Below are 24,587 nucleotides of genomic sequence, written 5' to 3'. Positions count from 1 at the left end.
CGCGCCCGCCACCCGCGCAGTCCCCGACCGACGCGACTCGACCGGCGAGTGCCTTCCCGGCCCGGTTCGACTCCGGCCGTCGGCGTTATGTCGCTGCAAGCGACTCCCCCGACCGAGGTATCGGCCGACGTATCACTGCGCGTCCCGCGTGGCGGGTCCGAGACCCTCGAAGCCGGTGTCGCTGGCGTCCTCGCGGCTGTCGACGGCGTCGAAGACGTGACCGTCGACCGCGTGACGAGCGTCCGGCCGACCTGGACTGACATCCGGGTCGACGCCGACGTGTCGCTGACGCTGCGGGTCGACGACGACCGGAACACTGCGGACGGCCGCACCGAACTCCTTCAAGAGGGGTTCGGCGTGATGGCGGTCAACCGCGTCGACGTGGCCGGTGACACGTAACGCCGCCTGCGCTCGGCAAATTCCGCTGGGGATGCCCGACGGCCCAGCCTGTAAGATACTGGAGGGCGAAGCAGTGCGTATGGCCGTACACACGTCCGACGACCGCTGGATCGATGCGCCCGTCGAGACGGTGTTCGTGTTCATGGACGAGCCGTCGAACCAGGCGGCCGTCACGCCGAGCCTGACCCGCGCCGAGCGCATCGAGCGACTGCCGAATGGCGGGAACCGAGCGGCCTACGAATACGAGATGTTCGGGGTCAGGTTCACCGGTGAAGTCGGGGCGACGACCTACGAGCCGCCCGAGCGCATCGTCTACGAGATGACTGGCGACCTCTCCGGACGGATCGCCTGGCGGTTCGAACCGGAGCGTGGCGGCACGCGGCTCACCTACGCGGCCGACTACGAGGTGCCAGGGCCGCTCCCGGGATTGCTCGTCGCACCGCTCATCAGCTGGTACAATCGTCGGGAGGTGCGGCGGTTGCTGGAGAACGTCGCCGAGGCAGTCGAAGGGGAGGAGCGAAGCGCCGTCGCCAGCACGTCCTAGCTTTACTCGTCGGTCCAGAGCGCGTCCGAGAGCGTCCGCTGGACCGCTTCCTCGCCAACCGCTGTGGCGAGTGTTTCGAACCCGTTTCGCTCGACGGGGTCTTTGGCGTTCGCGACCAGTCGGGAGACGATGAACTCCGGGGTGGACTTCCCGACAGTGCCAAAGCGGGGCTGGTAGTCGACCTGGAGGTCGAGGTCCTGATTCAGCCCTTCGGCGAAGATGCCGTCGACGCGGGCTTCGGTCGGGAGGGGTTCGAGGTCGTCCGCGAGGTGGGTAACGAACACGCCCAGCGCGTCGCGGTCGACGGTCAGGGTCACGAGTCCGTGGAGGAGGTCGGCGGCGGAGCCGGGTTCGGTGATGGCCTCGAACTCGTCGACGAGCATTAGCGTCCGGTCGCTTTCGGTCAGCGGCGGGACGACCGAGCGAAGCGTCGATTCGAGGACGCCGGCGTTGAACGAGGCGTGCCGGCGGTGGAACACGACGGTGTCGACGATGCCCACCTCGGCGGCCTCGGCGGGGACCGGCAGCCCCATCTGGGCCAGCAGTTGCACCTGACACAGCGTCTCCAGCAGGGTCGTCTTCCCGCCGGAGTTCGCGCCAGTCAGAACGGCCACCCGGTCGCCGCTGGGCGGCTGGTTCGCCCGGTCGAGGTCAAGCGTGTGGTCGCCGATGGCGTAGGTAATCGGCTGGACGCTGTCCACGTCGGCGATGGTCAGATTCCGGGCCCGCTTGACGGCGATCGTTTTGCGGTCCTCGACGAACGTCGGTCGCGTCAGGTCGAAGGCGATGGCGAAGCGCGCGAGTGACACTGAAAAGGCGATGTCGTCCACCGCTTCGACGGCAGCGTCGATATCCTCGCGGGCGTCCGCGAGGTCGTCTTCCAGCCGGTCGGCGACCGCCTGTTCGCGCTCCTGCACGTCGCTTCGGAGCGTGCTGCGGAGTTCCCGAAGCGCCACGTCGACGAAGTCCCGCGCGTCGGTCGCCTCGCGGGGCATCGCGTCGCGAACTCTGGCGGCGTCGATGCCCGTCTCGCCCGTGACGTGGCGAACCAGCGCGTCCTGGAACTCGTCGGGCCGGCGTGCGCCCTCCTGCACGGCTTCGACGACCTCCATCGAGGCGGCCGCGAGGTCCTCGATCTGCCCGAGTTGGTCGCGCAGGCGGTCGAGTTCCTCGTCGGCCCCCTCGCCGACGGACTCTCCGTCACCCGCGAGGCCGGCGAGCGCCGCCCGGCCGGCCGTCAGCGATTCGCCGTCGAGGGCCGCCAGCGGTTCGAACACGCCGCGCTCGATGCCGGTGTCTCGGAGGGCAACTGCCACGTCGACCGCGGCCAGTTCGCCCCCGTCGGCGTCGTAGGCGTCGAACGCGTCGAGGACGGCCCGCTGGTCCGCCTCGGCGAGGTTGGCCCAGGTGTCCCGCGCTTCGAGCACGTCGTCCAGCCGCTCGTCCATGGCCTCGCGGGTCGGCAGCGGCGTCAGCACGCGGATGCTGTCGGCCGCGTCCTCGGTGACCGCGTACTCCTCGGCGAGGTCGAGCAGTTCCTTGTACACGTCGCGGGTGTCTCTGGTGGCGAGCAGGTCCATCGACTCGGCCCCGGTCGCCCGCCGGAGGATGCGCGTCGCGCGCCCCCGGGAGAGGCCGGCCGTGGTTAGCGCTCGTGTATCCGCCGACTCGATGGCCTCGATGGCCCGTTCGACGCCCAGCTCCTCGGTGAGCAGTTCGGACGTTTTCGGGCCGATGCCCCAGTACTCCTCCAGTCGCATGCACGGGTTGAGAACGGCGGCCCGCTTAGGCGTTTTCAGTTACCGGGCTCGTCGTCGTCGAGTCCGAACCGCTCGTGGAGCGGTCCCGGCTCGCCGCGAGCCTGGCGGTCGGCGCGACGGGCCGCGCGGCGTGCGATGAGTGCCCCCAGCGCCGCCGGTATCGCCAGACCGAGCGACACGAGTGCGGTCTGTTCGGACACCACCGACGGGCCATCGGCCAGCAGCACCTCGTAGCCGACCGCGAGCACGACGACGGCCACGCCGGCGACGACGAGATACAGCCCGCGGGCCAGCACCTCACTGGGGTTGCGCAGTCGCGAGAGATACGCGGCCGGGCCGAGCCAGCCGGCCAGCAAAACGCCGACGGCCACGGGAACCGAGAGATCGCCGACGAGAATGACGACGGCGTACAGCACGAGGGGCGCGACGGCGACCCCGAGCGAGAGCCCGGTGAGCGCAACGGCCCACGTCGGCGCACCGGAGTCCATCGATTCGAGCGTCTCAGTCAACTGCTCGTCCAGCAGCTCGGCCTGCTCGTCTGTAAGCAACGACGCCTCGCAGTGCGGGCAGGCCATCGCGGTCGGCTCCAGCGGCTCGCCACACTCCGGGCAGGCGGGGTCCGACGCCTCGCGCCAGTCAGCCATGCTCCCTCTTGACCGTCGAGATGCTTGAGTTCCCCGGCAGCGACTGGTTCTTTCGACCCCGAACCACCACGAAGTTTATACCAAATGACGGGCGAACTGCATATCACAGATGAAAGACGTGCTCTCCAGAATCGGCATCGGGTCCGCCACAGTTGACACCGTTCTCCCGACGGACACGGTCAGAGCGGGCGAGTCCGTCGACGCGGAGGTTCACGTCGAGGGCGGCTCGACGGACCAGGACATCGACGCCGTGTACTTCGCACTGGAAACCGAGTACCGGTCCGACGAGGGCTACAAAGACGCCATCGTCGACCAGTGGCGACTCACCGACCCGTTCACTATCGAGGCGGGCGAACAGCGGCGCTTCGAAACCACGATCGACATTCCCCGCCATACGCCCGTGACGACGCGCTCGACGGCCGTCGAGATCGAGACCGGCCTCGATATCTCGATGGCGGTCGACCCCGGCGACGAGGACCACATTGAGGTCGAACCCACACGCCGTACGCAGGCGGTGTTTGACGCGCTTGACTCGCTTGGCTTCACGATGCACTCGTCGGCCTGTGAAACGACGGCCGGGAGCCTCTTTTCGACCTCCGCGAACTTCGTTCAGGAGTTCGAGTTCCGGCCCCAGCGTGGCGAGTTCTCCGGCGAGGTCGACGAGGTCGAGATCATCCCGGTGGTCGACGCGGAGCAGTTGACGGTGTACGTCGAAGTCGACCGCAGCGGCGGGCTGCTTTCGGAGATGACCGACACCGACGAGCGACACACGAAACTCACCGTCGAAGCGCCCGATGCCGACGCGGTCGAAGCGCGACTCGCTGAGGCGATTCGGGACCTGAGTTAGCTCGTGGCCGCGGGGCTGTTGTCAGCCCCAGAACGACTGCGTGCGCGCGTACTCCCGCTCCTGCCGCAAGATGTCCCGGTAGAACTCGTCTTCGTCCTCCCGCAGGCGATTGATGATGCGGGCGGCGTTGTGCGGCCCGACGCCGCGGGCCGCGAGCGCGACCACTGCTTGCTTGCCGTGGCTCTGGACCAGCGACCCTGATCGGTACGCTCGCTCAGTCATCTTCTCCTGCTCGTCGTCCTTGTCGTCAGTTCGGACAGCAGAGACGACTTCCTCGGCCCAGGGATTGAGCGCGGCGATCCGGGTTGAGCCACACTGCGGGCACGAGGGCTGGTCGCGCACGCGCTTGACCTGCTGTTTGCGGTCCCAGTCCTTGCAGTGCAGGCACATGAGGATGACGCGGTCGCTCTGGATGCGTTCCTTGACGGTCTTGATGACGCTCGCGTCGGCGTTCTCCGGGGAGAGGAGTTCCCGGCCGGAGGAACTGCCGCCGGTCCCGATGGCAGTGTGCTCGCCCACGGTTTCGAGCGCCACGTCACCGTGCTGGATGTCTCGGAGGAGGTCAGCCGTCGCCGCAATCGCGAGGTCCTCGTGGCGCACCTCGCGCAGGGCTTCGTCGTACATCGGAGTGTCCTCCAGGGCCGCCAGCAGTCGGTCGCGGCCGAAGTCCGTCGAGCCGCGGCCGCGCCAGCGCTTGAGCGAGCCGAACTTCGTCGCTACCTGCGCGAGCTTGAACTTCAGCGCGTCGGCGTTCTTGAGGCTGAGTTCCACCAGCGCCGGGAGGTGCTCGGGATCGGTCTCTTCGATGACCTCGATAACGTCGCCGGCGGTGATCCGCCGCGGGACCTCAAGCGTGATCCGGTAGGGGTCGACATCCATCGCGACCGACGACCCCGCCCGCTGGCCGAGCAGGGCCGAGAGGACCCGTCCTAGCGTCTCGTTGATCTTGTGGCCGTAGCAGGCGTTGACGATGACCTCCCGGCCGTGGAACTCCACGACGACAGTCGTATCGTCGGGGATCGGCCCCTCGTGTTTCTCGACCTGCGAGAGGCCGTCGGCGACAGTCTCGGGGCCGGCGGCGTAGCGTGTGGCTACGTCCCTGGCGACGGAATCGATGTCAGCCCCGTCCTGCAGTTGTCGGCCAGCGACGCGGCGCAGTTCGCCAACCTCCGCGGCGACGGCTCTCGGAACGGGGATCTCCTGGCCGACCCAGGAGGGGACTTCGCCGGCGGGGTCCTCGATTGGCGAGACGGTCACGACTTCCTCCTCCTCGTCGATGTTCGTGATGCGCCACATCTCCCCGCGCTGGACGAACACCTCGCCGGGCGTGGCGAAGTTGACGACGAACTTCTCATCTAAGGTCCCGACCTGCTGGCCCGAAGCCACGTCCTCCACGTCGTAGGTGGCCTCGTCGGGAATCATCGAGAGGTTCTGATAGAAGTACTGCCACGTGCCGCGGCGCTTCTCCAGGGTGTCCCGGTCCTCGTCCAGCCAGATGACGTTGTTCGCCGCGAGTTCCTCGACGACCTGCTTGAACTGACCCTCATCGAGGTCGCGGAACGGGTACGCGCGGGTCAGAATCTCGAAGGCCCGCATCGCCCGGATTTCGCCGGTATCCATCACCAGGCCGGCGATCTGGTTGGCAACGGTGTCGAGGCTTCCGTCGTGGATCTCGGCCGGTTCGACATCGCCGGCTTCGGCCTGTCTCGCAATCGCCAGCGCTTCCAGCGTGTCGTCGGTGTCCGTCGTCACGACCGTCCCCGAGGAGACGAGGTCGCGACGGTGGCCGGCACGGCCGACCCGCTGGACGAGGCGGGATACCTGCCGGGGGCTCCCGTACTGGACGACGTGGTCGACGTGGCCCACGTCGATGCCCAGCTCCATCGAGGAGGTACACAGCAGGGCGTCGAGGTCGCCGGCCTTGAAGCGGTCCTCCACGTCGATTCGGGCTTCTTTCGAGAGCGAGCCGTGATGGACGCCGAGGTCGGTCCCGAGTTCTTTGAACCGCGAGCCCAGCGCCTCCGCTGTCTGACGAGTGTTGACAAATAGCAGCACGGACTCGTGGTCGTCGATGAGGTCCGCGATGTAGCGGACGTGGCTGGCCGTTCCCGCGTCGGTGACCAGCGTGCTCGACAGTTTCTCGTCGCGGTCGGTAATCTGGGGCCGGACCACCTCGATGTCCAGTCGGCTGCCGATGTCCACTTCCACGATGGCACACGACCGGCCGCCGGTGAGAAACCGGCCGACCTCGTGTGGGTCGCCGACTGTCGCCGAGAGCCCGATCCGCTGGAACCGGCCGGAGAGTTCCCGGAGCCGTTCGAGTCCGACCGTCAGCTGTGCGCCCCGCTTGGCCGCGGCGAGTTCGTGGACCTCGTCGATGACGATATGTTCCACGTCTTCTAGCGCCGTCCGGAGCTTCGACCCCGTGAGCATCGCTTGCAGCGTCTCCGGTGTGGTCACGAGCACATCCGGCGGGTCGTTGGCTTGCTTCTGGCGCTGGTAGTCCGTCGTGTCGCCGTGGCGCACGTCCACTTCGAGGCCCAGCGTCTCGCCCCACCAGTCGAGGCGCTGGCGCATGTCGCGGTTGAGCGCCCGGAGCGGCGTGATGTACAGCGCGCCGATGCCAAAGCGGTCCTCGGATTCAGACAGCGCATCGAAGACGGGCAACATCGCCGTCTCAGTCTTCCCGGTTCCGGTCGGGGCGACCACCAGTGCGTCCCGCCCGTCGGCCAGGGTCGGAATCGCCTTCCGCTGGGGGTCGGTCGGCGTCGTGAAGCCCCGCTCCGAGAGGGCACTCCGCACCGCTGGCCCGAGCGCAGTAAAGGCATCGTCGCCGCGAGCGACCCCGTCAGTCATCGCCCCTCTCTAGCGACTACATCGGGTTAAACACGTTGTGTCAGCGCTTCTCGTACGGAGTGGTAGACGAGTCACTGGGAGCGTTGCCGACCAGTTGCGGGTACAGCCTTATGTCGCTGCACTGGGATTGTGGAACCATGACTGACGCCTGTGCAACTTCGGCCGGTGGTCGGCTGTGAACACGCTCGATGAGATAGAACGGGCGGTAAAGGATACGGCCCACTACGTCAGCGGGAACCTGGCGAACTACGCCAACAGGTCGGCCGGCGAGAACCCCAGCGGCGAGCAACAGGTCGGGGGCGACGTGTGGGCCGATGACCTGTTTTTCGACGCGCTGGCCCACATCGACGGTATCGGCGCGTACGCGAGCGAGGAACGCAAAGACGTGGTCGACTGCGGCGAGGGCTACAGTATCGCTATCGACCCGCTCGATGGCTCCTCGAACCTCGCCTCGAACAACTCCGTCGGGACGATAATTGGCATCTACGACGCCGCCCTGCCGGCGTCGGGCCGGGAGATGGTGGCGTCGGTGATGGTGCTGTACGGCCCCTACACGACCCTGACCATCGCCCGCTCCGACCGCGAGGTCGTCCAGGAGCACCTCCTCCGGGACGGTCACAGCGAGCGGTGGGGCCAATTCGTCCTGCCCGACGACGCGACGGTGGTCGGGCTGGCCGGCAAGCCGAGCGAGCGAAGCGACGAGTTCAACGACATCGCACAGTCGTTCGAGCAGGACCTGAAGCTCCGCTACGGCGGCGCGACTGTCGCCGACCTGGCACAGGTCCTCGAGTACGGCGGCCTGTTCGGCTATCCGGCGACGGCGGCGTATCCCGACGGCAAGCTCCGCGTCCACTTCGAGTCAGCGCCGCTCGCGTACCTCGTCGAGGCCGCCGGTGGGGCTTCTAGCGACGGCTCACAGTCCTTACTCGATGTCGAACCGGACGGTATTCACGCCCGGACCCCGACGTTCCTCGGCAACATAGAACTGATCGACGAACTCGAAGCAGGGCTCTCGGAGACGTAGGCGGGTACTGACGCGCTCTCAGACCTGCTTGTAGGGGCCTAGCCGCGTGCCATCGAGCAGGAACGCCTCGGCACCTGTCATGCCGTCGGGCAGGAACGGGGCCAGAAATTCTTGGCCGTCGACGTTGACCCACGTCCCTCCGGAGCGGTCGTTAAACGCCGGGAAGACGACGAATTCGGGCACACTCTCGACCGGGCGGTCGAACTGCTCGGCAAAGGGATCGGGCACCAGCGAGCCACGGAGCCAGGCCCGCTCCTTCTGTGCGCCACCGACACTGTCCTCCAGTCGGACGACCGGATGCTCGTGGCCGACACAGAGAACGTCGGCTTCGAGCACGTCCGGCGCGGGCCAGGTGTGGCCGTGGGCGAACCCGATAGCGCCGATACGGGTGCCATGTCCCGGCGTCACCTCGATGTCGGCGTCGAGGTCGGAAAGCACCGGTTCCAGGCTGCCGTCGTGGTTTCCCTTTACCAGTGTCACGGGCAGGTCCAGCGCCTCGAACAGCGCAGCGAGCTCCGCCCGCTCGTCGTCGAACGGGTCACCGATGGCGTGGCCCAGGTCGCCGATGACGACCAGCCGGTCGGCACGAGCGCGGTCCAGACACGCCAGCAACCGCTCCCGGCGGTCCTCGGCGGCCGACCGGAGTTCGACGCCCTCGTACCTGAGCCCCGCTTCGATGCCGGCGTGGTAGTCGGCCACCGCCAGCAGTCGCTCCCCGTCAGTATCGACGGTCGCCGCCGGAACGCCGGGAAGCGGTTCGACACGCATCGCTACTGTGTTGGCCGTCGGGCGAGAAAAGGGCCGCGGCTCGGTCGTTAGATGGGTGTGAGCTTGCCGTCGTCGGGCTCATAACACCGACCGCCCATCAGGGCGTCCTGAATGGCGTCCTCGACGGCATCGGGATCGGCCCCGTAGCGGTCGACGACCGCAGCCAGCAGTTCCTCGCGGTCCGCGCCGCTGCCGTCGTCGAGGTCCTCCATGACCTCCATGACGGCGTCTTCGAGGTCCACGTCCTCAGCGGACGCGTCGTCACCGGCGGACTTACCGGCGGTCGTCTCGTCGGCTCCGGCGTCGGTCGCGGTCTCGGGTGTTTCGGCGGGTGCGTCGCTCGTGGCCGCATCGGCGCTTGGTTCGGGGGACTCGTCGCCGGCTGGTGCGCCGGCTGACTCGGGCGCTGGCTCGGCGTCGGCGGCGTCTGCGGGTGCCCCCTCCTCGGCCGCGTCGGCCAGGTCTTCGGGGTCCGGCGTCTCGATGCCGGCCTCGCCGGGCTCGTTGACCTCGGTCCCGCTCTGGAAGTCCGTGCCGTACTCCTGTTCGATCTCCTCGCGCTCGTCGTCGTCCAGTTCGAACTCCGGATCGAATTCGCCGAGGTCGTCGTCGGCGTCGGGTTCTGACGACGATTCCGGTTCGTCCGCCACCGTGGAATCGGCGTCGGTTGCCGGCTCGCTCGATGCCGGAGATTCGTCCACGGGCTCACTCGGTGTGGGTGTCGTGGGTGCGTCCGCACCCGCGGAGTCGCCGGCGGTGGTTTCGTCGGCTCCGGCGGCTGTCGCGGTCTCGGGTGTTTCGGCGGGCGCGTCGCTCGTGGCCGCGTCGGCGCTCGGTTCGGGGGATTCGTCGCCGGCCGGTGCGCCGGGCGAGTCGGGCGCGGGCTCGGCGTCGGCGGCAGCCGCGGGCGCACCCGCTTCGGCCGCGTCGGCCACGTCCTCGTCCGTCGTCGGTTCGCTGTCTGCCGACGCGGCCGCCGGTTCGTCCGGCTCGGTTGCTTCCGCGTCGTCGGTCGCTGACACCGCTTCGGCTGTCGCGTCGATCTCTTCGCCGGTTGTCTCCGGCGTGGATCCCTCAGTATCGAGGTCGAGGGAAGCAAGCAGCGGAATCGGGTCGTCGGTCCCGTCGCCCGGTGACAGCGACAGCCCTGCCGCTTCGTCCGTGTCGCCGGCGACGACGCGGGCAGCGTCGAGCGCCGTCGTTCGGAGCGCGTCGAGGTAGTCGCCGGTCGTGCCGTAGTGGTCCAGCGCGAGCGTGATGCCGGCCGCCGAACTCTCGTCGATGCCCTGATCGAGCAGCGACAGTCTGAGTTCGTCACCGGCCAGGCCGGCCTGCTTCGCGCTGGCCATCTGGCCGATGCGTGAGACGGTCTGCTCGGCGGCTTGGACGACCCAGCGGTCCCGCGTGTCCGCATCGACTTCGCTGATACTCTCGGGCCGGACCGAGGTGAACACCCGGTCGCTGTCGTCGGGCTGGAAGGTTCGGGCCTTGCCCGTGACGGCGACGAACATCGGCGGGTCGGCGGCTTCGAGAAATGCCAGTTCGTCGGGCTGGTACTGGCCGGCATAGATGACGAACGGGCCGGTCGGGTCCACGACACGGGCGCGCAACACGTCGTCGTTGACCTGTTCGAGTTCGGTGAGGACGCCGGCGAGGAACAGGCGGTTGACCCGCGCGCCGGTCGGTGTGACAACGTAGTTCGGCGCGCGCTCCTCGTCGGACTCCGAATACGAGAAGTCGGCGTCGTCGAACTCCGCGGCGAACAGCCGATGGGCGACCTCCCGGCGGCCGGGGCCGCTGTCGCCGGACTCGCTCATGCGTCTGCCTCCTGTAGGAGGGTTCGGGCACGCGTTGCTGGGTCGTCCTCAGCCTCGGTGAATGTCGAAGCGGTGAGGTTCGCGCCGTACTCATCCACGGAGAGCGATCCACGAACGACGTACTCGCGGCCGACGATGCGGTCGCTGATGCGCTCGGCGACCACCTCTTTATCCATCGCGTCGCGGGCGTGTTCGCGGGCGTCGTCGAGGTCACCGCCGTACACACGAGCGGTCAGTTCGTCGTCAAGCACCGCGGTGACGGTGTCGGTCCCGTCGTCGAGGATGGCTTTCGTCCGCAGGTCGTCCTCGCCCTCGACTGCGCCGTGGGAGCGACACTGGCCGTTCTGGATGACGCGACTGCACTCCGGACAGCGCTCGATGAGGCCGGAGCCGTCCCGCACCTCGATGACGTTGCCGGCCAGTTCCACGTCGAACAGCCCGCCGCTCTCGACGGCCTCGCGGATGGGCATCCGGGGTGCGGATTCGGCGACCTCGACCGTGCGGTCCAGGGCGGTCACCGTCGAGAACTCCGAGACGTTCACTGACGGTGCGCCGCGGAACTCGCGGACGAACGTCTCGTCGAGTCGGACTGCGGCTCCTTCCTCGATTTCGTCGTGGGGCTCCCAGTCGGTAAAGGGGAGTCGTCCGCTCTCGTCGCCGAGGACGCCGCTGAGAATCGTCGTCTCGCCGTCGCGGCCGTCGATGACTTTCTGTTCGCACTCCAGCACCTGCACTTCAACGGTGATGCCGCGGTCACCGGGTGCGAGGTCCTGCAGCGCGGCGCGGCCGCCGACCTCGTAGTCAATGTCCAGCGTCTCGTCGATGACTTCGGGGTCGGTGCTGTCGCCCAGATTGAGCTCCGGCTGGCCGTCCCACTCTCGGACGCCGGCGTTGCCCAGCCGGACGGTCTGGCCCGGCTGGAGGTCGCCCGAGAAGCCGTCCCAGGCGGTGTAGGATATCTTTCCCGTTTCGTCGGCGAGTTCGCCCTCGCGGATGACGTGCTGTTCCCCGTTGTACTGGATGGACCGCCGGCCCGACGTGAGCACCACGGCGGTGACTGTCACGTTCGAGTCGTCGGTCGAAACCTCGCTGATGGCCTTGCTCGACGGCGTGCCGTCGCCGCCGGAGCTGCCATCCCCGTACTTCCGTCTGAGGCTCTGCTTGGCCTCGTCCATCGGGACGGAGTAGTTCACGAGGTTCTCCAGGTCGCGTGTGACCTCCTCTTTGTCAACACCGAGGTCGGAGGCGAGCTCCTCGGCATGGTCTTCGAGAGACATCGACCGACGGTTCGGCGGGAGCACTCAAAAGCGTTTTCTGCCAACTGTGCGCGACACGGTGGGTGACACCGAGACAGAATCGCCCACAATTCTTATCTGTGATACTGTAATCTCTCACGGTATGCGCGTTGACTGTGTTGAAGTGGCTCAGGCGGCTATTAAATCAGTTTCTGGAGTGACATGGTTAGCTGAGAACAGAACTATCAAGGAGAATAACTTGGACAGCCGACCGGAGGGCTGACTATGGGCAGTCTGTTCGGGTCGAAGCCGTCGGAGTCCCACGTCATCTGGCGGAGCGGTCGCAACAGCGACGGCAAGAAGAAGTTCGACTTCGAGTACCTGGAGCTGTGGGCCGCCCACTTCGGCGTCGACTTCGAGCAGTGGACCCGCGTCGATCACGATCGCGGTGACGAACCCCGCGAGCAGTTCGCCTGCGTGTTCCGCTGGTCAAAAAGCGGCGGGCAGGAACTCTCCGTCGGCGACGAGGAGTGGACGATGGGCTCTCAGCGCAAGCCTCGCACGTTCATCGAAATCGACGAGGAAGGGATGGTCAGGCTCCGGGGCTGGACTACCGAAACAACGCTCGACGTTGCTGAACTGCAGCTGCAAAAGACGGTGCTGAAGCTGAAAACCGCAGACGGAACCGTCAAGAAACTCGACGTTCGGAAGCTGTCGAAGCAGCCTGAGACCACCTCTTCCTGATCGTAACCCAAAAGCCGTTTGGCCGGTCACCGGTACGAACGAGTATGCACGTCGTCGTCAACGCCGCCATGAGTGTCGACGGAAAGCTCTCCTCGCGCCGCCGCGAACAGATCGCCATCTCCGGCCCGGACGATTTCGACCGCGTCGACCAGCTTCGAGCCGACAGCGACGCGGTGATGGTCGGTGTCGGGACGATTCTCGCCGACGACCCCTCGCTGACCGTCGACGACCCCGACCGCCGCGCCGCCCGGGCCGACCGCGGCGACCCGGAAAACCCCGCCCGCGTCGTCGCCGACTCTCGCATCCGGACACCGCCGGACGCCACCGTGTTGGACGACCGCGCCCAGACCTACCTCCTCGTCAGCGAAGCTGCGCCGCCGGACTTCATCGAGGAGATGGAAGACGCTGGCGCGTATGTCATCGCCGCCGGCCAGGACCGGGTGGACCTGACGACCACGCTCGCAAAACTGGAAGGCGACGGGATCGACCAGCTCATGGTCGAAGGCGGCGGCGAGCTCATCTTCGGCCTGCTAGAGGAAGCGCTGGTCGACGACCTGTTCGTCTACATCGGCCCGAAGGTCATCGGCGGTCGGGACGCGCCGACGCTCGCCGACGGCGACGGGTTCATCGAGGACTTCCCGGAGCCGGAGCTGGCCGGCGTCGAACAGCTCGACGACGGCGTGGTGCTTCACTGGGAATTCTGAAAACTGGCCGCCAGAATTAGTGGTCGTGGCCGGTCAGCTCGGCGAAGGACTGGCCGAAGCGCTCTTCGAACAGTTCGCTGGTCTCCTCTTCGAGCGCGACGATCTGCTCGTCGGGCTCGCCCTGGGCGTGATGGACAGCGCTGTGGATCCGCTGGGTCATGCCGAACATCGCGATGTCGCCGACGACCTGGGCGTCCGTCTCCTCGGGCGACTCCCGAAGGATGTCAACGAGTTCGCTCGGGACTGTGAGTTCGTCGCTCTCCTCGCCGTCGTCGATAGTCAGCGTGACAGTGTCGGTTGCCATGCCATCGACTCCGTGGGCTATCCTAAAGGGTCTGTGGATGTAGCGACGGACAGCGAAACAGAAGAGCTAGTCGTCGGCTTCCGCGGCGGCTTCGGACTCCGCCTCGGCGGCGGCTTCGGCCTGTGATTCGAGGTACTCGTCGGCGTCGATGGCGGCCTTACAGCCCATCCCGGCGGCGGTCACGGCCTGCTGGTAGTGGTAGTCGACCACGTCGCCAGCGCCGAAGATGCCTTCGACATCGGTAGCGGTCTGGTCGCCGCCGGTGCCGCCGTGGGTCTGGATGTAGCCGGTGTCGTCCAGTACGACGCCGGTGTCTTCGAGGTAGTTCGTGTTCGGCGTGTGGCCGATGGCGACGAACACCGCGCCCACGTCGAAGTCGTAGGTCTCCGTGTTGGGGTCGTCGAGGTTGTCCGCGGGATAGCCGGCGTCGTTGCTGGCGAGCGTGACGTGGTCGACGCCCTCCTCCGGCGAGCCGTGGACCTCCAGCAGTTCGGTGTTGCGGAGGATCTCGATCTCGCCCTCGTCGACTTTCTTCTGGACGCGGTCGATCCAGTAGTCCTCGGCGCGGAACTCCTCGCGGCGGTGTGCGATGTAGACGGTGTCGGCGAACTTCGTGAGGAAGTGGGCCTCCTCCATGGCCGCGTCGCCGCCGCCGACCACGAGCATGTCCTCGCCGCGGAAGAACGCGCCGTCGCAGGTCGCACACGTGGAGACGCCGTAGCCCATCAGGTCGTCCTCACCAGGGACGCCCAGTGTGCGGGCGCTGGCCCCCGATGCGGCGATGAAAGCGTCGCAGGTGTACACGTCACCGTTGGACAGTTCCACGCGGAACGGCCGCTCGCTGTCGTCGATGTCGGCGACGATACCGTGGTCGACCTCGGCCCCGAAGCGCTTGGCCTGCTCTTTCATATTGTTGATGAGGTCCGGTCCGGAGAGACCTTCGGGGAAGCCGGGGAAGTTCTCCACTTCGCTCGTCAGCGTGAGCTGCCCGCCCGGTTCATCCCCTTCCAGAACGAGGGGGTCGTTGTTGCTTCTGGCGGCGTAGATGGCTGCTGTCAGTCCCGCTGCGCCCGTGCCAGCGACGATGAGTCGTCGGTGTTCGACCGATTCTGTCATTAGCTGAGTTAAACTATCTGGCCGTATTTAGCTTGTGTTGTCGTGCGCCGAACTTGCGCTGGGGCAACACGTTTAGGCCGCTGCCGTCGCTTTCTGGGGATATGGCTGCCGATCTCGAAAAGAAGACCGACCGCTACGAGGGATTGCTCGCGGAGGCGCTCGACGCGGCATCAGTGGCGCCACCGGAAGGAACGCCGATGCACGACGCTGCCCTGGAATGTGAGGAGATGGCGGCGTCGTATCTGGAAGACGGTCGTCATTTCAGAGACGACGACGATCTGGTCAACGCCCTGGCGTCGTTCTCGTACGGGCACGCGTGGCTGGACGCGGGCGCACGCATCGGCCTGTTCGACGTGCCGACCGAGGGGCACCTGTTTACCGTTTGATCTCGATATCTGGTTCCGATGCTGTCGGCTGTACCTATTGCGAGATATTCGCCCGGGTAAGGAATTGCTTCACAGATCTACAAGCCGACAGTATGAACAGTTACTCCGATTGCGCTGGTGATCGTGAGTCGCTGGTACCATTCAGCAACTAAGTGTAACCAATAAGTACCGACTGGTAACATCGCTTTTTATAACACATCTCCCCCCAACGATGTGCGGAAACACACTCTGACGCCCGCTGACCCGGCGATTTCGAGGCTGTCGCGGTGGTCTCTGTCCTGCTCTGACGGCAGTGTACCCCGGCAGGGGCTGACTACTGGGTCGGGTGTCAGCAGTGCCACACGGCGCTGGAATCCCCCATATATGTGTTACGTACGTGGGGCCGGTGACCACCAGCAACGTTATATACCGCTACCGAGGGCTGTGCTATCTTCTACCACGCCGTCGTCTGGCGATTTCACTGATAAGTCGGCGAAAGATTTATATACTTTACGGACTAACTATAGGGTAAGACAGTTTCCCCAAACGGTCTTAAGATTTCTGCACCCGGCAGAACAGGACTTCAAATCATGAGTGAATCAACAACGCGGACCAGTACGCGAGAACGAGACGAGCAGATACCCGAACAGTCGACGGAGCAAGAAGCTGTAGAGGCCTGTCCGGAATGTAGCGGCAACATCGTGACGGACACCGAACACGGCGAAACCGTCTGTGAGGACTGTGGCCTCGTCGTCGAAGAGGACGAGATCGACCGCGGGCCGGAGTGGCGCGCCTTTAATTCCGCCGAGAAGGACCGCAAGTCCCGCGTCGGCGCGCCGACGACGAACATGATGCACGACAAGGGCCTCTCGACGAACATCGGTTGGCAGAACAAGGACGCCTACGGGCGCTCCCTCTCCAGCGAGCAGCGCCAGAAAATGCAGCGGCTCCGGACCTGGAACGAGCGGTTCCGGACACGGGACTCCAAGGAGCGCAATCTCAAACAGGCGCTGGGCGAGATCGACCGGATGGCCTCTGCACTGGGACTTCCCCAGAACGTCCGCGAGACGGCCAGCGTCATCTACCGCCGTGCGCTCGGCGACGACCTGCTCCCCGGCCGCTCCATCGAAGGCGTTGCTACGTCCGCGCTGTACGCGGCCGCCCGCATGGCCGGGAACCCCCGGTCGCTCGACGAGATGGCCCGCGTCTCCCGCGTCGAGAAGATGGAGCTCACCCGGACCTACCGATACATCGTCCGAGAGCTCAGCCTCGAAGTCCAGCCGGCGGACCCGGAACACTACCTTCCGCGGTTCATCTCCGACCTCGGGCTCAGCGAGGAGACCCAGCGACAGGCCCGGGACCTCGTCGAGGGAGCCCGCCAGTCCGGCATGCTCTCCGGCAAGTCCCCGGTCGGCATCGCCGCCGCAGCCGTCTACGCCGCTGCGCTGCTGACCAACGAGAAGGTCACACAGAGCCAGGTCAGCGACGTGGCCGACATCTCCGAAGTGACCATCCGGAACCGCTACAAGGAACTCCTCGAAGCCGAGGACCTGCCGGCCTGAGGTCCGGGTGCAGGCAGACCGGTGGGGAGACGCCAAGGTTTTTTACCGTTGATGATGTGTGTGAGTAACATACATGGAGGAAGCGTACGTGCGGTTGCTCTGTCCTGAGTGCAAGAAAGACTGGGAGTCGACGCCGACGGCCCTGCCGCGACACGATACGACCTATCACTGTCCGAACTGTCACGCGAGCCACCGGCTCGCCGTTTTCACCCGCACGGAAAACGACTTGCAGACGCTGAAAGGCCTGCAGTAACTACTCGCTCGTCGCCGAGCGTGCGCCACACGCCTCACAACGAAGCAACAGCGCGCCCTGTTCTCGTTCCAACTGCGTGTCCGGCAGGCCACATTCCGAACAGAGCACGAACTCCTCGACGTAGTCGTCGATTGATGCCTCGATGCGGTCGGCGTCGAACTCGCCGGTCAGTCGCGCTCGGCCGCTTTCGTCGATGTGGCCGCTCGTCCCCATGTCGTTCTGGAGGAACTTCATCACGTGGTCGTCCGTGCGCCCGAGCCGGGAACACGTCGACTGGAAGTTCTCGTAGACGGTGGCGTTGCCCTCCTGTCGCACGTCCGGGTCCGGCACCTCGAAGCGCTCGCTCGTGCCCTTGATGTCGGGTGTGTCATCCATCGCCCGGTCAAGCATGTCGTCGTATTCCATATGCCTACGTCACGCAGCAGTCGACAAAAACTTTTCATACAGAGCGGTGCAGGTCGCGCCCGGACAGTGCCGGCTCCGAAGTCGCTATATCACAACAAGCAGTATGAGCCGGCGGTCGCCCGTTATCGCCAGGCTGTAAGCAGACAGGTTTCGTCCGCTACCATCGAGATCCAGGTGTCATCGTGGGCAATATCGGCGATGACGAACCGCTGCTGGCCGTCGACATCGTCGACAGCACACATCACATCAGACGCAGTTCCCGACCGACGGGTGGGACGTTCAACCTCGTAAGACACGATTGTTTATCTAGGATGTGCTGTAATGAATGTGTCGTACTCGTTTCGTCTTTTGATACTCTGAGACCTGATTATTCACTCCACGGAACGACTCTCGTCCCTCTATTTCTGTTGTGGGTATCAGTGATTGTCGCTACCAACGCGGCGAAATCGTGGCACCGAACCGCCATCAAATGAACCTGGTCCTGTCAGGGTGCGAGCCGGTTCTTGCGCCCCTTCATCTCCCGCTCGTAGTACTCGAAGGTCTTGGGACACCAGTCCGCGGCCAGATCGAGCATTCCCTCGGTCATCTCCCGAATTTCCCACTGGGCGTCCGCCGCGGCCCGCATGTCCGCGACGTGCATCAACATTCTGGCGTTCATCGACATCACGATGTTCACTTTGGTGCCGATGGGAAGCACGAACCGGGCGTCTTCAGGCGGCATGCCCAGCTCAAGCAGCTCCTGGTATGACTCGACGGCCTGCTCGATAGTGTCTTTGAAAATCTCCGAACGCTTCTCGAACTCCGCCTCGGAGACGCTGGCTTTCTGCTGGTTCCGGCCGACCCAGTCCGGGTCCGTCGCGGACGGTGGCGTCACTACCAGTTCGCCCTCGCGGACGGCCTCGGGGTCGACATCGTCGAAGGAGACGTACCGCATCGACTGCACGTCGAAGGAGACGTGTCGGTGGCGAGTGATCTGGGCCATACAGGAGCGGGAGACACCTTCGACGGCGAAGGTCGCCTGCGCGTGTTCGAAGGGGCCGAAGTGGCCGTGACTGAGCAGGTGCCCGATAAGCGTCTCTTTCTTTTCGTCGATGGTGTCGCCGTCGATGTCGGCCATCGTGTCTTCGAGCGATTGGCCGCCGACGAACTCGTCGCTGTAGTCGTTGCGTGCTGCCTTGCAGATGAGGTCCTCGGGGTCGTCTGTCGCTTCGAGCAGCGTTACGTCCATATCGGGTGGGTGACCCCGAGCGGCAAAATACTTCCTCACCGGAGCGGCGATACACCGTTCGGACCGCCTGTGGGTGGCTGCGATGTCAGATCTTCTGCCAGTCGGTCGGTTCGCCGGCCAGCCCGAGGACGCGGGCCTCGCGGCCGCCGCCCTCAGCGTCGCGCACGTCGATCATGCCGTCGAAGGCCTGTTTGATGACCTGCAGCGTCTGGTCGTCGTGGGCCCCCGAATCGATGGTGAACACGCCGATGTAGCCCGCGGAGTCCAGCCGCGAGGACAGCACGTGACAGAACTTGAAGACGGTCTTCTTGTCGGTGTAGGTCAGCATCGTCGACAGCGAGACGAGGGCCAGACGGCCCCGTTCGTTGCCGGCGTTGTGCAGTCCCTCAAGCGCCTTGGTGATGCCGATACCGATCCCGGTCAGGTCACCGGGCGAGGAGACGTGGTGGGCGTGGGCGTTGCCGATTGCGTCCTCGTTCGCGCCACCCTCGCCCCGACAGTCGATAACGCCGAGTTGGGAGTCGTCGAGGTCGGGAACGAGCGACCGGAACTCCTCGACGACGCTGCCCGCGCCGTCACCGGTCGTCACGACCACTGCACCGTCCTCGTTGCGCATGCCGTCGGCGAGAATATCGTATGCGAGCCGTTCCTTCCCGCTCATTGCCGGCCCGGAGATCAGGATACTGGACCCTGGCCGGACCTCACTGAGCGCATCGAACTCTAGTACTGAGGTGAGATCATACATTGTTTGTCGCTCAGTTGTCTTCATCGTCGCTCAGTCCGCGAAGCGTTGCGATGAAATCGGAATCGTCTTCGATGCCACCGAGTGTCTCCGAAAGATCGTCTCGCATCTCCGCGACCCGCTGAGTCAGTTCGTCGTACTGGTCGCTCTCGGCCAGCTCTGCGCTCGATTTCGTCGCTTCGAGCGTCGCCTGCTTCTCGACGAGTGCGTAGTACTCCTGCAGCAGAGAGTCGTACTCGGAGCGGTCGAGCAGATTGTCGACCGTCTCGTGGAGCTGTTCGCTCCGAATCGGCTTCGAGAGATAGGCGTCAAAGCCCATCTCCAAGATGTCGAAGTCCGGCTCGACGGCAGTGACCATCGCCACCCGACAGCCCAGATCCCGCTCGCGAATCCGCTCCAGCACTTCGTCCCCGGAAAGCCCGGGCATCATCCGATCGAGTAACACAACGTCGACATCCGCGTCCAGTTGCTCCAGGCCCTCGTCGCCGTTTTGTGCCATGCGGACCTCGTACTCCTGTTGTAGCCACAGTTTGTACGTCTCGGCAACATCTGGTTCGTCTTCGACGATAAGCACCACAGGTAGGTCCGAATCTGACATAATGTTCTACTATCCCCCGTTTGCATATCCACGTACATAGCCCTGTGGGTGCATGATTGCACTGCGTTTTCGGCCGTGACGGAACGATACCCACATCCGAGACGACGGCCAACAGACGGGTAATGATTCGAAACCTCGCCCGCGGCCAACAGGTGTTCACGAGTAACGTCTTCCTCGTCACCGGGGACCGAACCGTTCTGGTCGATGTCGGCAACGAGTTCGACGTGGTGTCGGCCGTCGAAGACCACGCCGAGGGCCTCGATGCCGTCATCGCTACCCACACGCACTACGACCACGTCAATAATCTCGATAGTGTTGTCGAAGCCTTCGACGTGCCCGTGTACGGCTACGACACCGACCAGGACGGTATCGGGCACGCTATCGCCGACGACGAGACGGTCCAACTGGGCGACCACGACTACCAAGCGTTGCACACCCCCGGCCACAAGAACGACCACCTCTGCTTCTACTCGGAGGCTTCGGGGGTCCTGTTCGCCGGCGATCTGGTGTTCGCCGACGGGAGCTTCGGCCGGACCGACCTCGAAGAAGGAGACAGGGACCTGCTCATCGACAGCATCCAGCGGGTGCTGTCCGTCGTCGACGAGGACTTACAGGAGATGCACACCGGGCACGGCCCGAGCGTCACTGACGCGCCGTATCAGGACATCGAACTGGCGCTCCAGGCCGCGAAGTTCTGAGGCGGGCGGTGTCTGGCGGACTCAATCGAACGCACAGGCCAGCAAGGCGTCGTAGGCGTGGTCGTACGCATCGGCGACAGCCGCCGGGTCACTGCGCTGGTCGCTGTCGAGGGCGGGCAGTCGCACTGCGGCGACCTGCTCGATGAGGTCGACGACGCTTGGCACCCGTTCCTCCAGTTGGCCGTCACCGGGGCCGCCGGTGGCGATCTGACAGGCTTTGCTGTACCGGTCACCGTCGTACATGCGCACTCGGCCCGGTTCGACGACGGCCACGGCGTCCGGTTCGATCCCCGACAGCGGCCGGGCCACGTCGCCGTAGGACTCGACGACCGCTCGGTCCGTCGACTCGATGTCTGTGGCGAGGGACTGAAGCGCCTCGACGTGCATCACGCGCATCAGGTCGTTGAAATCCGGGACCGAGGTGACACGGGGTGCGTCGGAAACCGGCAGTCGCTCGGCGACCGAGTCTGGCAGGTCGACGGTTCCGTTGACGACGTACTCGACGCCCGTTTCGGAACTCGGCCGGCCGACACGGTCGACGACGAACTGCTGGTTCTCCTTGCCCAGCAGGCCCGCTTCGGCCCCCGGCGACGGGTGCCAGAGCCGATGGATGGGATTGATCTCCTCGGGGACCACGTCGCCCGGGGAGGCAGTGGCGAGGCGTTTGGCGTCCTTCCCGTACAGCCGCCCCTCGCCCGTCGCTCGCTGGTAGTCGTCCTGGTCGAACCAGTAGTTGTTGCCCGCTCGGGGCTTGAACCCCTGCGCGCTGGTCCGCTCCAGCAGACCGACGCTGAACGTCGTTTTGCCCGCGTCGACGCGGTCGCTGCCGGCGACGAGCAGTTTCATGACTCGGCGAGGCCGTACAGCCCGACCACGTCGTCGTCCTGCGGGTCGGCGATCACGAGATTGTCCTGATTGAAGATCATCCACGGGATAGCCCAGTCGATGAACACCGACTCGTTGGCTTCGCTGAGTTCGGCGTCCGCCGGAAGTCCCTGTAGGAGGCGGGCCAGCTCCGGGATGGTGTACAGTTTGTCGGGGTCGAGGATGTCTGCGGGTTCGTGGAGTTCGAACGACAGTATTTCGTCGAACTCCCGCTTGTCGACAGGCATACCCGCCGGTATGCCGAGCGAGTGGGTAAATCCCTCGGACTGGCCGGAACTGCTTTCCCGGGCTGGAGACGGAACCGGCGGTGACTGTCTGATCGGACTGCTGTCCGGTCCGTGCTTCTGCCGTCGGCAGCGGTCATTCCGGTCCAATTCCGCACGAAACACTGGTTTTCCGGGTACCACCCGTCTGAAAGGGGGGATTCGTGGCCGGGGATTTCAAGCCCCCTGAATACATATAGCCAGCTATGAGTCAGACGCTCGAAACCATGGAACCAAATCCGGTGTGGGTCGAAGACGCCTACTCCGACACTGTCGACGTTCTCACACGCTACGCCGACGACTTCGAGTACAAGATCTGGGGCGGCGACTGGTGTAAGGACTGCCGGGCGCAACTCCCCGACTTCGGGGCGGCCCTGAAAGCCGCTGGCGTTCCGGACGCCCAGGTTCACCACTACCCCGTAGAGAAGGAAGACGACGGGTCGAAGACCGGCCCCAAGGTCGAAGCGTACGACATCGAACTCATTCCGACGGTCGTTGTCGAACACGACGGCGAGGAGATCGCCCGCTTCGTCGAGGAAGAGCCGGTCCCTATCGCCGTGTATCTGGCCAACGAGATCGAAGACGCGATGGCGTAGCCCTTACTCCGCGCCGTCAGTCGCCGCGCCCCATTCTAGCGCCGTCCCGAGGTCGTGTTTCGGCGGCGAGCAAGCGAAGTTCCGGCACGCGTACACCGTCGGTTCGTCGTCGACCTGCTCGCGCCCGGCCCAGATGGGCGGCGACTCGTCTAATTCGAGCGCGTCGAGCCACTGCTCGAACTCGCTATCGCCAGCCGGTCGGTGGGCGAGCAGGCGGCGCGGAATGTACCGCTCGGCGAGGGTCTCCGTCCACTCGTTCGGGTAGTCCGACTGGTCGCCGACCAGCGTCAGTTCCAGCGCGCCCTGCTCGTAGGTGTCCGTCGCCAGCGTGAGTGAGGCGTGTTGGAGCGGGTTCGAGGAGACGCGGTCGGCATGGGTCCGGATGACGTGCTCGGCGACCGCTTCGAAACGGTCGTCGTCGCTGAAATGCGACAGCGACAGCAGGAGGTCGACAGCGACGCCGGTGCTGGAGGGCGTCGACTGGTCGGTGAGTTCTTGCGGGCGGGCGACCAGCGTCTCGCCGCCGGTCGGCGTGAAAAACAGTGTCTCCGCCTCGTCGTCCCAGAAGGCTTCCGTGATAGCCTGGCCCAGGTCCACCGCAAATGCGAGGTGGTCCACGTCGCCGGTCGCCTCGAACAGCGTCAGCGCGCCCCGTCCGAGGAACGCGTAGTCCTCCAGGTAGCCGTCGATGGCCACGTCGCCGTCCTTGTACCGGCGGTTGAGTCGGTGTTCCTCGTCGTCCCACAGGTGCTCCCGGACGAACGAGAGGGCGTCGGCGGCCACGTCGGCGTACCGGTCATCGAGGACAATCGCGCCCTCGGCGAGCGCCCGGATCATCAGCCCGTTCCAGCCGGCCAGCACCTTCTCGTCGCGGGCCGGTCGCGGGCGCTCCGTGCGTGCTTCGAAGGTCTGGTTTAGGGCGCGCTGGAGACTTTCCGTTATCTCGGCCTCGGTTTGCTCGTACTCCTCTGCCAGCACCGACACCGGCTTCCGGACAGCGAGCACTGTCGCCCCCTCGAAGTTGCCCCGCTCCGTGACGCCGAAGTAGTCACAGCAGACCTCGGCGTCTGTCTCGTCCTCGACGGCGTCGTGGACCTGTTCGGGCGTCCAGACGTAGAACAGCCCTTCCTCGCTGTCACCATCGGGGTCGTCTCGCGGGGTTCCCCCGCTCGACTGTTCCGAGTCGCTTCGCGACTCGCTATGCGGCGCGCTCTCGGCATCCAGCGTGCTGAAGAAGCCGCCATCAGGGTGCTGGAGTTCGCGCTGGACGAACTCGAAGGTCTCCCGGACGACCGAGGCGTAGCGTTCCGAGCCGATGGCCTGGTAGCCGGCGAGGAAAGCCCGGGGAATCTCGGCGTTGTCGTACAGCATCTTCTCGAAGTGGGGGACGGCCCACTGCTGGTCCGTCGCGTAGCGGTGGAAGCCGCCACCGACGTGGTCGTACAGTCCCCGGTCGGCCATCACGTCCAGCGTCTCCTCGACGACAGTGAGATAGTCCGCTTGCCCCCCATCAGCATGGGCTCGCAGCAACACGTGCAATCGCCCGTTCTGCGGGAACTTCGGTCCGCCGGAGCCCCAGCCGCCGTCCTGCCGGTCCGCGCCGCGGTGGGCGATGGTCGCCGCGGTCTGGATGATGTCTTCGGCGGGGTCCGCCGGGTCGGCCGGCGTCGCTTCGAGGTCGCTCTCGATGGCCTCGGTCCACTGCTGGGCGCGGTTCTCCATCTCCGCGCGCTGTTCGGGGTCGGCCCACGAGTCTGCAAGCCGCCCGAGCAGGTCACCGAACCCGGGCTGGCCGCGCTTCTCCTCGGGCGGAAAGTACGTCCCGACGTAGAACGGCTCGCCCGCCGGCGTGAGCCAGGCCGACAGCGGCCAGCCACCGCCGCCGGTCACCTGCTGGCAGATGCTCATGTACACGGAGTCGAGATCCGGTCGCTCCTCGCGGTCGACCTTTATCGGGACGAAATTCTCGTTGAGTTGCTCGGCGATAGCCTCGTTCTGGAAGCTCTCCTCTTCCATGACGTGACACCAGTGACAGGCCGCGTAGCCGATAGAGAGGAAGATGGGCACGTCCCGCTCCTCGGCGGCTGCCAGGGCTTTCTCGTCCCAGGGCTGCCAGTTGACGGGGTTGTCCGCGTGCTGGCGGAGATACGGGCTCTCCGCCTCGTCGAGTCGGTTGCGAGATGTCGGGTCCGTAGCGTTGCTCATATCCGAAAATGGGAGCGCCGCGGGG

Annotated in this window: 27 protein-coding genes; 11 read left to right on the top strand and 16 right to left on the bottom strand. The window is 65.6% G+C overall.

The genetic code is table 11. The annotated features are described in order from the left end of the window. Window positions 1-87: 87 nt before the first annotated feature. Window positions 88-399, top strand: coding sequence for a hypothetical protein (locus NDI54_RS16485; protein WP_310897534.1), 312 nt, complete (start codon window positions 88-90; stop codon window positions 397-399). A gap of 79 nt (window positions 400-478) precedes the next feature. Further along, a complete protein-coding gene (locus NDI54_RS16480) occupies window positions 479-943 on the top strand; it encodes an SRPBCC family protein (protein WP_310897533.1) in 465 nt (154 codons plus the stop codon). 2 nt (window positions 944-945) lie between these two features. Here NDI54_RS16480 and NDI54_RS16475 read toward each other — a convergent pair whose 3' ends face one another. Together NDI54_RS16475 and NDI54_RS16470 are read right to left on the bottom strand one after the other, a co-directional pair. Then, window positions 946-2,703 (bottom strand): MutS-related protein, encoded by a 1,758-nt coding sequence (locus tag NDI54_RS16475; protein WP_310897532.1) that lies wholly within the window; start codon window positions 2,701-2,703, stop codon window positions 946-948. Window positions 2,704-2,738: 35 nt separating this feature from the next. After that, a complete protein-coding gene (locus NDI54_RS16470; RefSeq protein WP_310897531.1) occupies window positions 2,739-3,347 on the bottom strand; it encodes a zinc ribbon domain-containing protein in 609 nt (202 codons plus the stop codon). Between the two features lie 109 nt (window positions 3,348-3,456). Here NDI54_RS16470 and NDI54_RS16465 point away from each other — a divergent pair, with 109 nt between their 5' ends. Continuing rightward, window positions 3,457-4,194 (top strand): sporulation protein, encoded by a 738-nt coding sequence (locus NDI54_RS16465; RefSeq protein WP_310897530.1) that lies wholly within the window; start codon window positions 3,457-3,459, stop codon window positions 4,192-4,194. A gap of 21 nt (window positions 4,195-4,215) precedes the next feature. On the opposite strand, the gene NDI54_RS16460 is transcribed toward NDI54_RS16465, so the two are convergent. After that, window positions 4,216-7,050 carry a DEAD/DEAH box helicase gene (locus tag NDI54_RS16460; RefSeq protein ID WP_310897529.1) on the bottom strand — a complete coding sequence of 945 codons (2,835 nt, stop codon included), beginning with the start codon at window positions 7,048-7,050 and terminating at the stop codon, window positions 4,216-4,218. Between the two features lie 175 nt (window positions 7,051-7,225). On the opposite strand from NDI54_RS16460, the gene NDI54_RS16455 reads away from it, so the two are divergent. Continuing rightward, the gene (locus tag NDI54_RS16455; protein WP_310897528.1) at window positions 7,226-8,074 is read left to right on the top strand and encodes a class 1 fructose-bisphosphatase; all 849 of its coding nucleotides are present in this window, start codon (window positions 7,226-7,228) and stop codon (window positions 8,072-8,074) included. Window positions 8,075-8,092: 18 nt separating this feature from the next. On the opposite strand, the gene NDI54_RS16450 is transcribed toward NDI54_RS16455, so the two are convergent. Genes NDI54_RS16450 through NDI54_RS16440 form a run of 3 tightly spaced genes read right to left on the bottom strand, consistent with a single transcriptional unit; the run spans window position 8,093 to window position 11,936 of the window. Next, a complete protein-coding gene (locus NDI54_RS16450; protein WP_310897527.1) occupies window positions 8,093-8,842 on the bottom strand; it encodes a metallophosphoesterase in 750 nt (249 codons plus the stop codon). A gap of 47 nt (window positions 8,843-8,889) precedes the next feature. Then, a complete protein-coding gene (locus NDI54_RS16445) occupies window positions 8,890-10,659 on the bottom strand; it encodes a hypothetical protein (RefSeq protein WP_310897526.1) in 1,770 nt (589 codons plus the stop codon). Beyond that, the gene (locus tag NDI54_RS16440) at window positions 10,656-11,936 is read right to left on the bottom strand and encodes a Single-stranded DNA binding protein (protein ID WP_310897525.1); all 1,281 of its coding nucleotides are present in this window, start codon (window positions 11,934-11,936) and stop codon (window positions 10,656-10,658) included. The genes NDI54_RS16445 and NDI54_RS16440 overlap by 4 nt, the downstream gene beginning before the upstream one ends. 243 nt (window positions 11,937-12,179) lie before the next feature. Here NDI54_RS16440 and NDI54_RS16435 point away from each other — a divergent pair, with 243 nt between their 5' ends. Beyond that, window positions 12,180-12,638: a hypothetical protein gene (locus NDI54_RS16435; protein ID WP_310897524.1), complete on the top strand. Its 459-nt coding sequence runs from the start codon at window positions 12,180-12,182 to the stop codon at window positions 12,636-12,638. Window positions 12,639-12,682: 44 nt separating this feature from the next. Continuing rightward, entirely contained in the window at window positions 12,683-13,342 is a 660-nt protein-coding gene (locus NDI54_RS16430; RefSeq protein WP_310897523.1) for a 2,5-diamino-6-(ribosylamino)-4(3H)-pyrimidinone 5'-phosphate reductase, read from the top strand. 16 nt (window positions 13,343-13,358) lie between these two features. Here NDI54_RS16430 and NDI54_RS16425 read toward each other — a convergent pair whose 3' ends face one another. Continuing rightward, window positions 13,359-13,646, bottom strand: a complete 288-nt coding sequence (locus NDI54_RS16425) for a DUF7545 family protein (protein WP_310897522.1) — start codon at window positions 13,644-13,646, stop codon at window positions 13,359-13,361. A gap of 66 nt (window positions 13,647-13,712) precedes the next feature. Next, window positions 13,713-14,762, bottom strand: coding sequence for an NAD(P)/FAD-dependent oxidoreductase (locus tag NDI54_RS16420; RefSeq protein WP_310897521.1), 1,050 nt, complete (start codon window positions 14,760-14,762; stop codon window positions 13,713-13,715). A gap of 101 nt (window positions 14,763-14,863) precedes the next feature. On the opposite strand from NDI54_RS16420, the gene NDI54_RS16415 reads away from it, so the two are divergent. The 3 genes from NDI54_RS16415 to NDI54_RS16405 all read left to right on the top strand — a co-directional run bounded on the left by NDI54_RS16415 (window position 14,864) and on the right by NDI54_RS16405 (window position 16,942). Further along, window positions 14,864-15,148, top strand: a complete 285-nt coding sequence (locus NDI54_RS16415; RefSeq protein ID WP_310897520.1) for a DUF357 domain-containing protein — start codon at window positions 14,864-14,866, stop codon at window positions 15,146-15,148. Window positions 15,149-15,717: 569 nt separating this feature from the next. After that, window positions 15,718-16,689: a transcription initiation factor IIB gene (locus tag NDI54_RS16410; RefSeq protein ID WP_310897519.1), complete on the top strand. Its 972-nt coding sequence runs from the start codon at window positions 15,718-15,720 to the stop codon at window positions 16,687-16,689. 73 nt (window positions 16,690-16,762) lie between these two features. Continuing rightward, entirely contained in the window at window positions 16,763-16,942 is a 180-nt protein-coding gene (locus tag NDI54_RS16405; RefSeq protein ID WP_310897518.1) for a DUF7836 family putative zinc-binding protein, read from the top strand. On the opposite strand, the gene NDI54_RS16400 is transcribed toward NDI54_RS16405, so the two are convergent. The 5 genes from NDI54_RS16400 to NDI54_RS16380 all read right to left on the bottom strand — a co-directional run bounded on the left by NDI54_RS16400 (window position 16,943) and on the right by NDI54_RS16380 (window position 19,915). Further along, on the bottom strand, window positions 16,943-17,347 hold the full coding sequence (locus tag NDI54_RS16400) for a translation initiation factor IF-2 subunit beta (protein ID WP_310897517.1): 405 nt from the start codon (window positions 17,345-17,347) through the stop codon (window positions 16,943-16,945). A 122-nt stretch (window positions 17,348-17,469) separates the two neighbouring features. Continuing rightward, window positions 17,470-17,643 (bottom strand): DUF7556 family protein, encoded by a 174-nt coding sequence (locus NDI54_RS16395; protein ID WP_310897516.1) that lies wholly within the window; start codon window positions 17,641-17,643, stop codon window positions 17,470-17,472. Window positions 17,644-17,831: 188 nt separating this feature from the next. Beyond that, entirely contained in the window at window positions 17,832-18,575 is a 744-nt protein-coding gene (gene thyX / locus NDI54_RS16390) for an FAD-dependent thymidylate synthase (protein WP_310897515.1), read from the bottom strand. A gap of 85 nt (window positions 18,576-18,660) precedes the next feature. Continuing rightward, a complete protein-coding gene (locus NDI54_RS16385; protein WP_310897514.1) occupies window positions 18,661-19,320 on the bottom strand; it encodes an RAD55 family ATPase in 660 nt (219 codons plus the stop codon). A 10-nt stretch (window positions 19,321-19,330) separates the two neighbouring features. Continuing rightward, entirely contained in the window at window positions 19,331-19,915 is a 585-nt protein-coding gene (locus NDI54_RS16380; protein ID WP_310897513.1) for a response regulator transcription factor, read from the bottom strand. A gap of 122 nt (window positions 19,916-20,037) precedes the next feature. Here NDI54_RS16380 and NDI54_RS16375 point away from each other — a divergent pair, with 122 nt between their 5' ends. Beyond that, window positions 20,038-20,613 carry an MBL fold metallo-hydrolase gene (locus NDI54_RS16375; RefSeq protein WP_310897512.1) on the top strand — a complete coding sequence of 192 codons (576 nt, stop codon included), beginning with the start codon at window positions 20,038-20,040 and terminating at the stop codon, window positions 20,611-20,613. Between the two features lie 21 nt (window positions 20,614-20,634). On the opposite strand, the gene NDI54_RS16370 is transcribed toward NDI54_RS16375, so the two are convergent. Together NDI54_RS16370 and NDI54_RS16365 are read right to left on the bottom strand one after the other, a co-directional pair. Next, entirely contained in the window at window positions 20,635-21,459 is an 825-nt protein-coding gene (locus NDI54_RS16370) for an ATPase (protein WP_310897511.1), read from the bottom strand. After that, window positions 21,456-21,725 (bottom strand): DUF5827 family protein, encoded by a 270-nt coding sequence (locus NDI54_RS16365; RefSeq protein ID WP_310897510.1) that lies wholly within the window; start codon window positions 21,723-21,725, stop codon window positions 21,456-21,458. Before NDI54_RS16365 ends, NDI54_RS16370 begins: the two co-directional genes overlap by 4 nt. Before the next feature lie 242 nt (window positions 21,726-21,967). On the opposite strand from NDI54_RS16365, the gene NDI54_RS16360 reads away from it, so the two are divergent. Then, window positions 21,968-22,357, top strand: a complete 390-nt coding sequence (locus NDI54_RS16360; RefSeq protein ID WP_310897509.1) for a thioredoxin family protein — start codon at window positions 21,968-21,970, stop codon at window positions 22,355-22,357. Between the two features lie 3 nt (window positions 22,358-22,360). Here the strand turns inward: NDI54_RS16360 and NDI54_RS16355 are convergent, their stop codons facing one another. Continuing rightward, on the bottom strand, window positions 22,361-24,562 hold the full coding sequence (locus tag NDI54_RS16355) for a thioredoxin domain-containing protein (RefSeq protein ID WP_310897508.1): 2,202 nt from the start codon (window positions 24,560-24,562) through the stop codon (window positions 22,361-22,363). Between the last annotated feature and the right edge of the window lie 25 nt (window positions 24,563-24,587).

Origin of the sequence: Haloarcula terrestris (assembly GCF_031624315.1) — an archaeon.
GTDB classification, from domain to species: Archaea; Halobacteriota; Halobacteria; order Halobacteriales; family Haloarculaceae; genus Haloarcula; species Haloarcula terrestris.
Note: the sequence above shows the minus strand (reverse complement) of the source record. Positions and strands in the feature narration are given on the sequence as shown.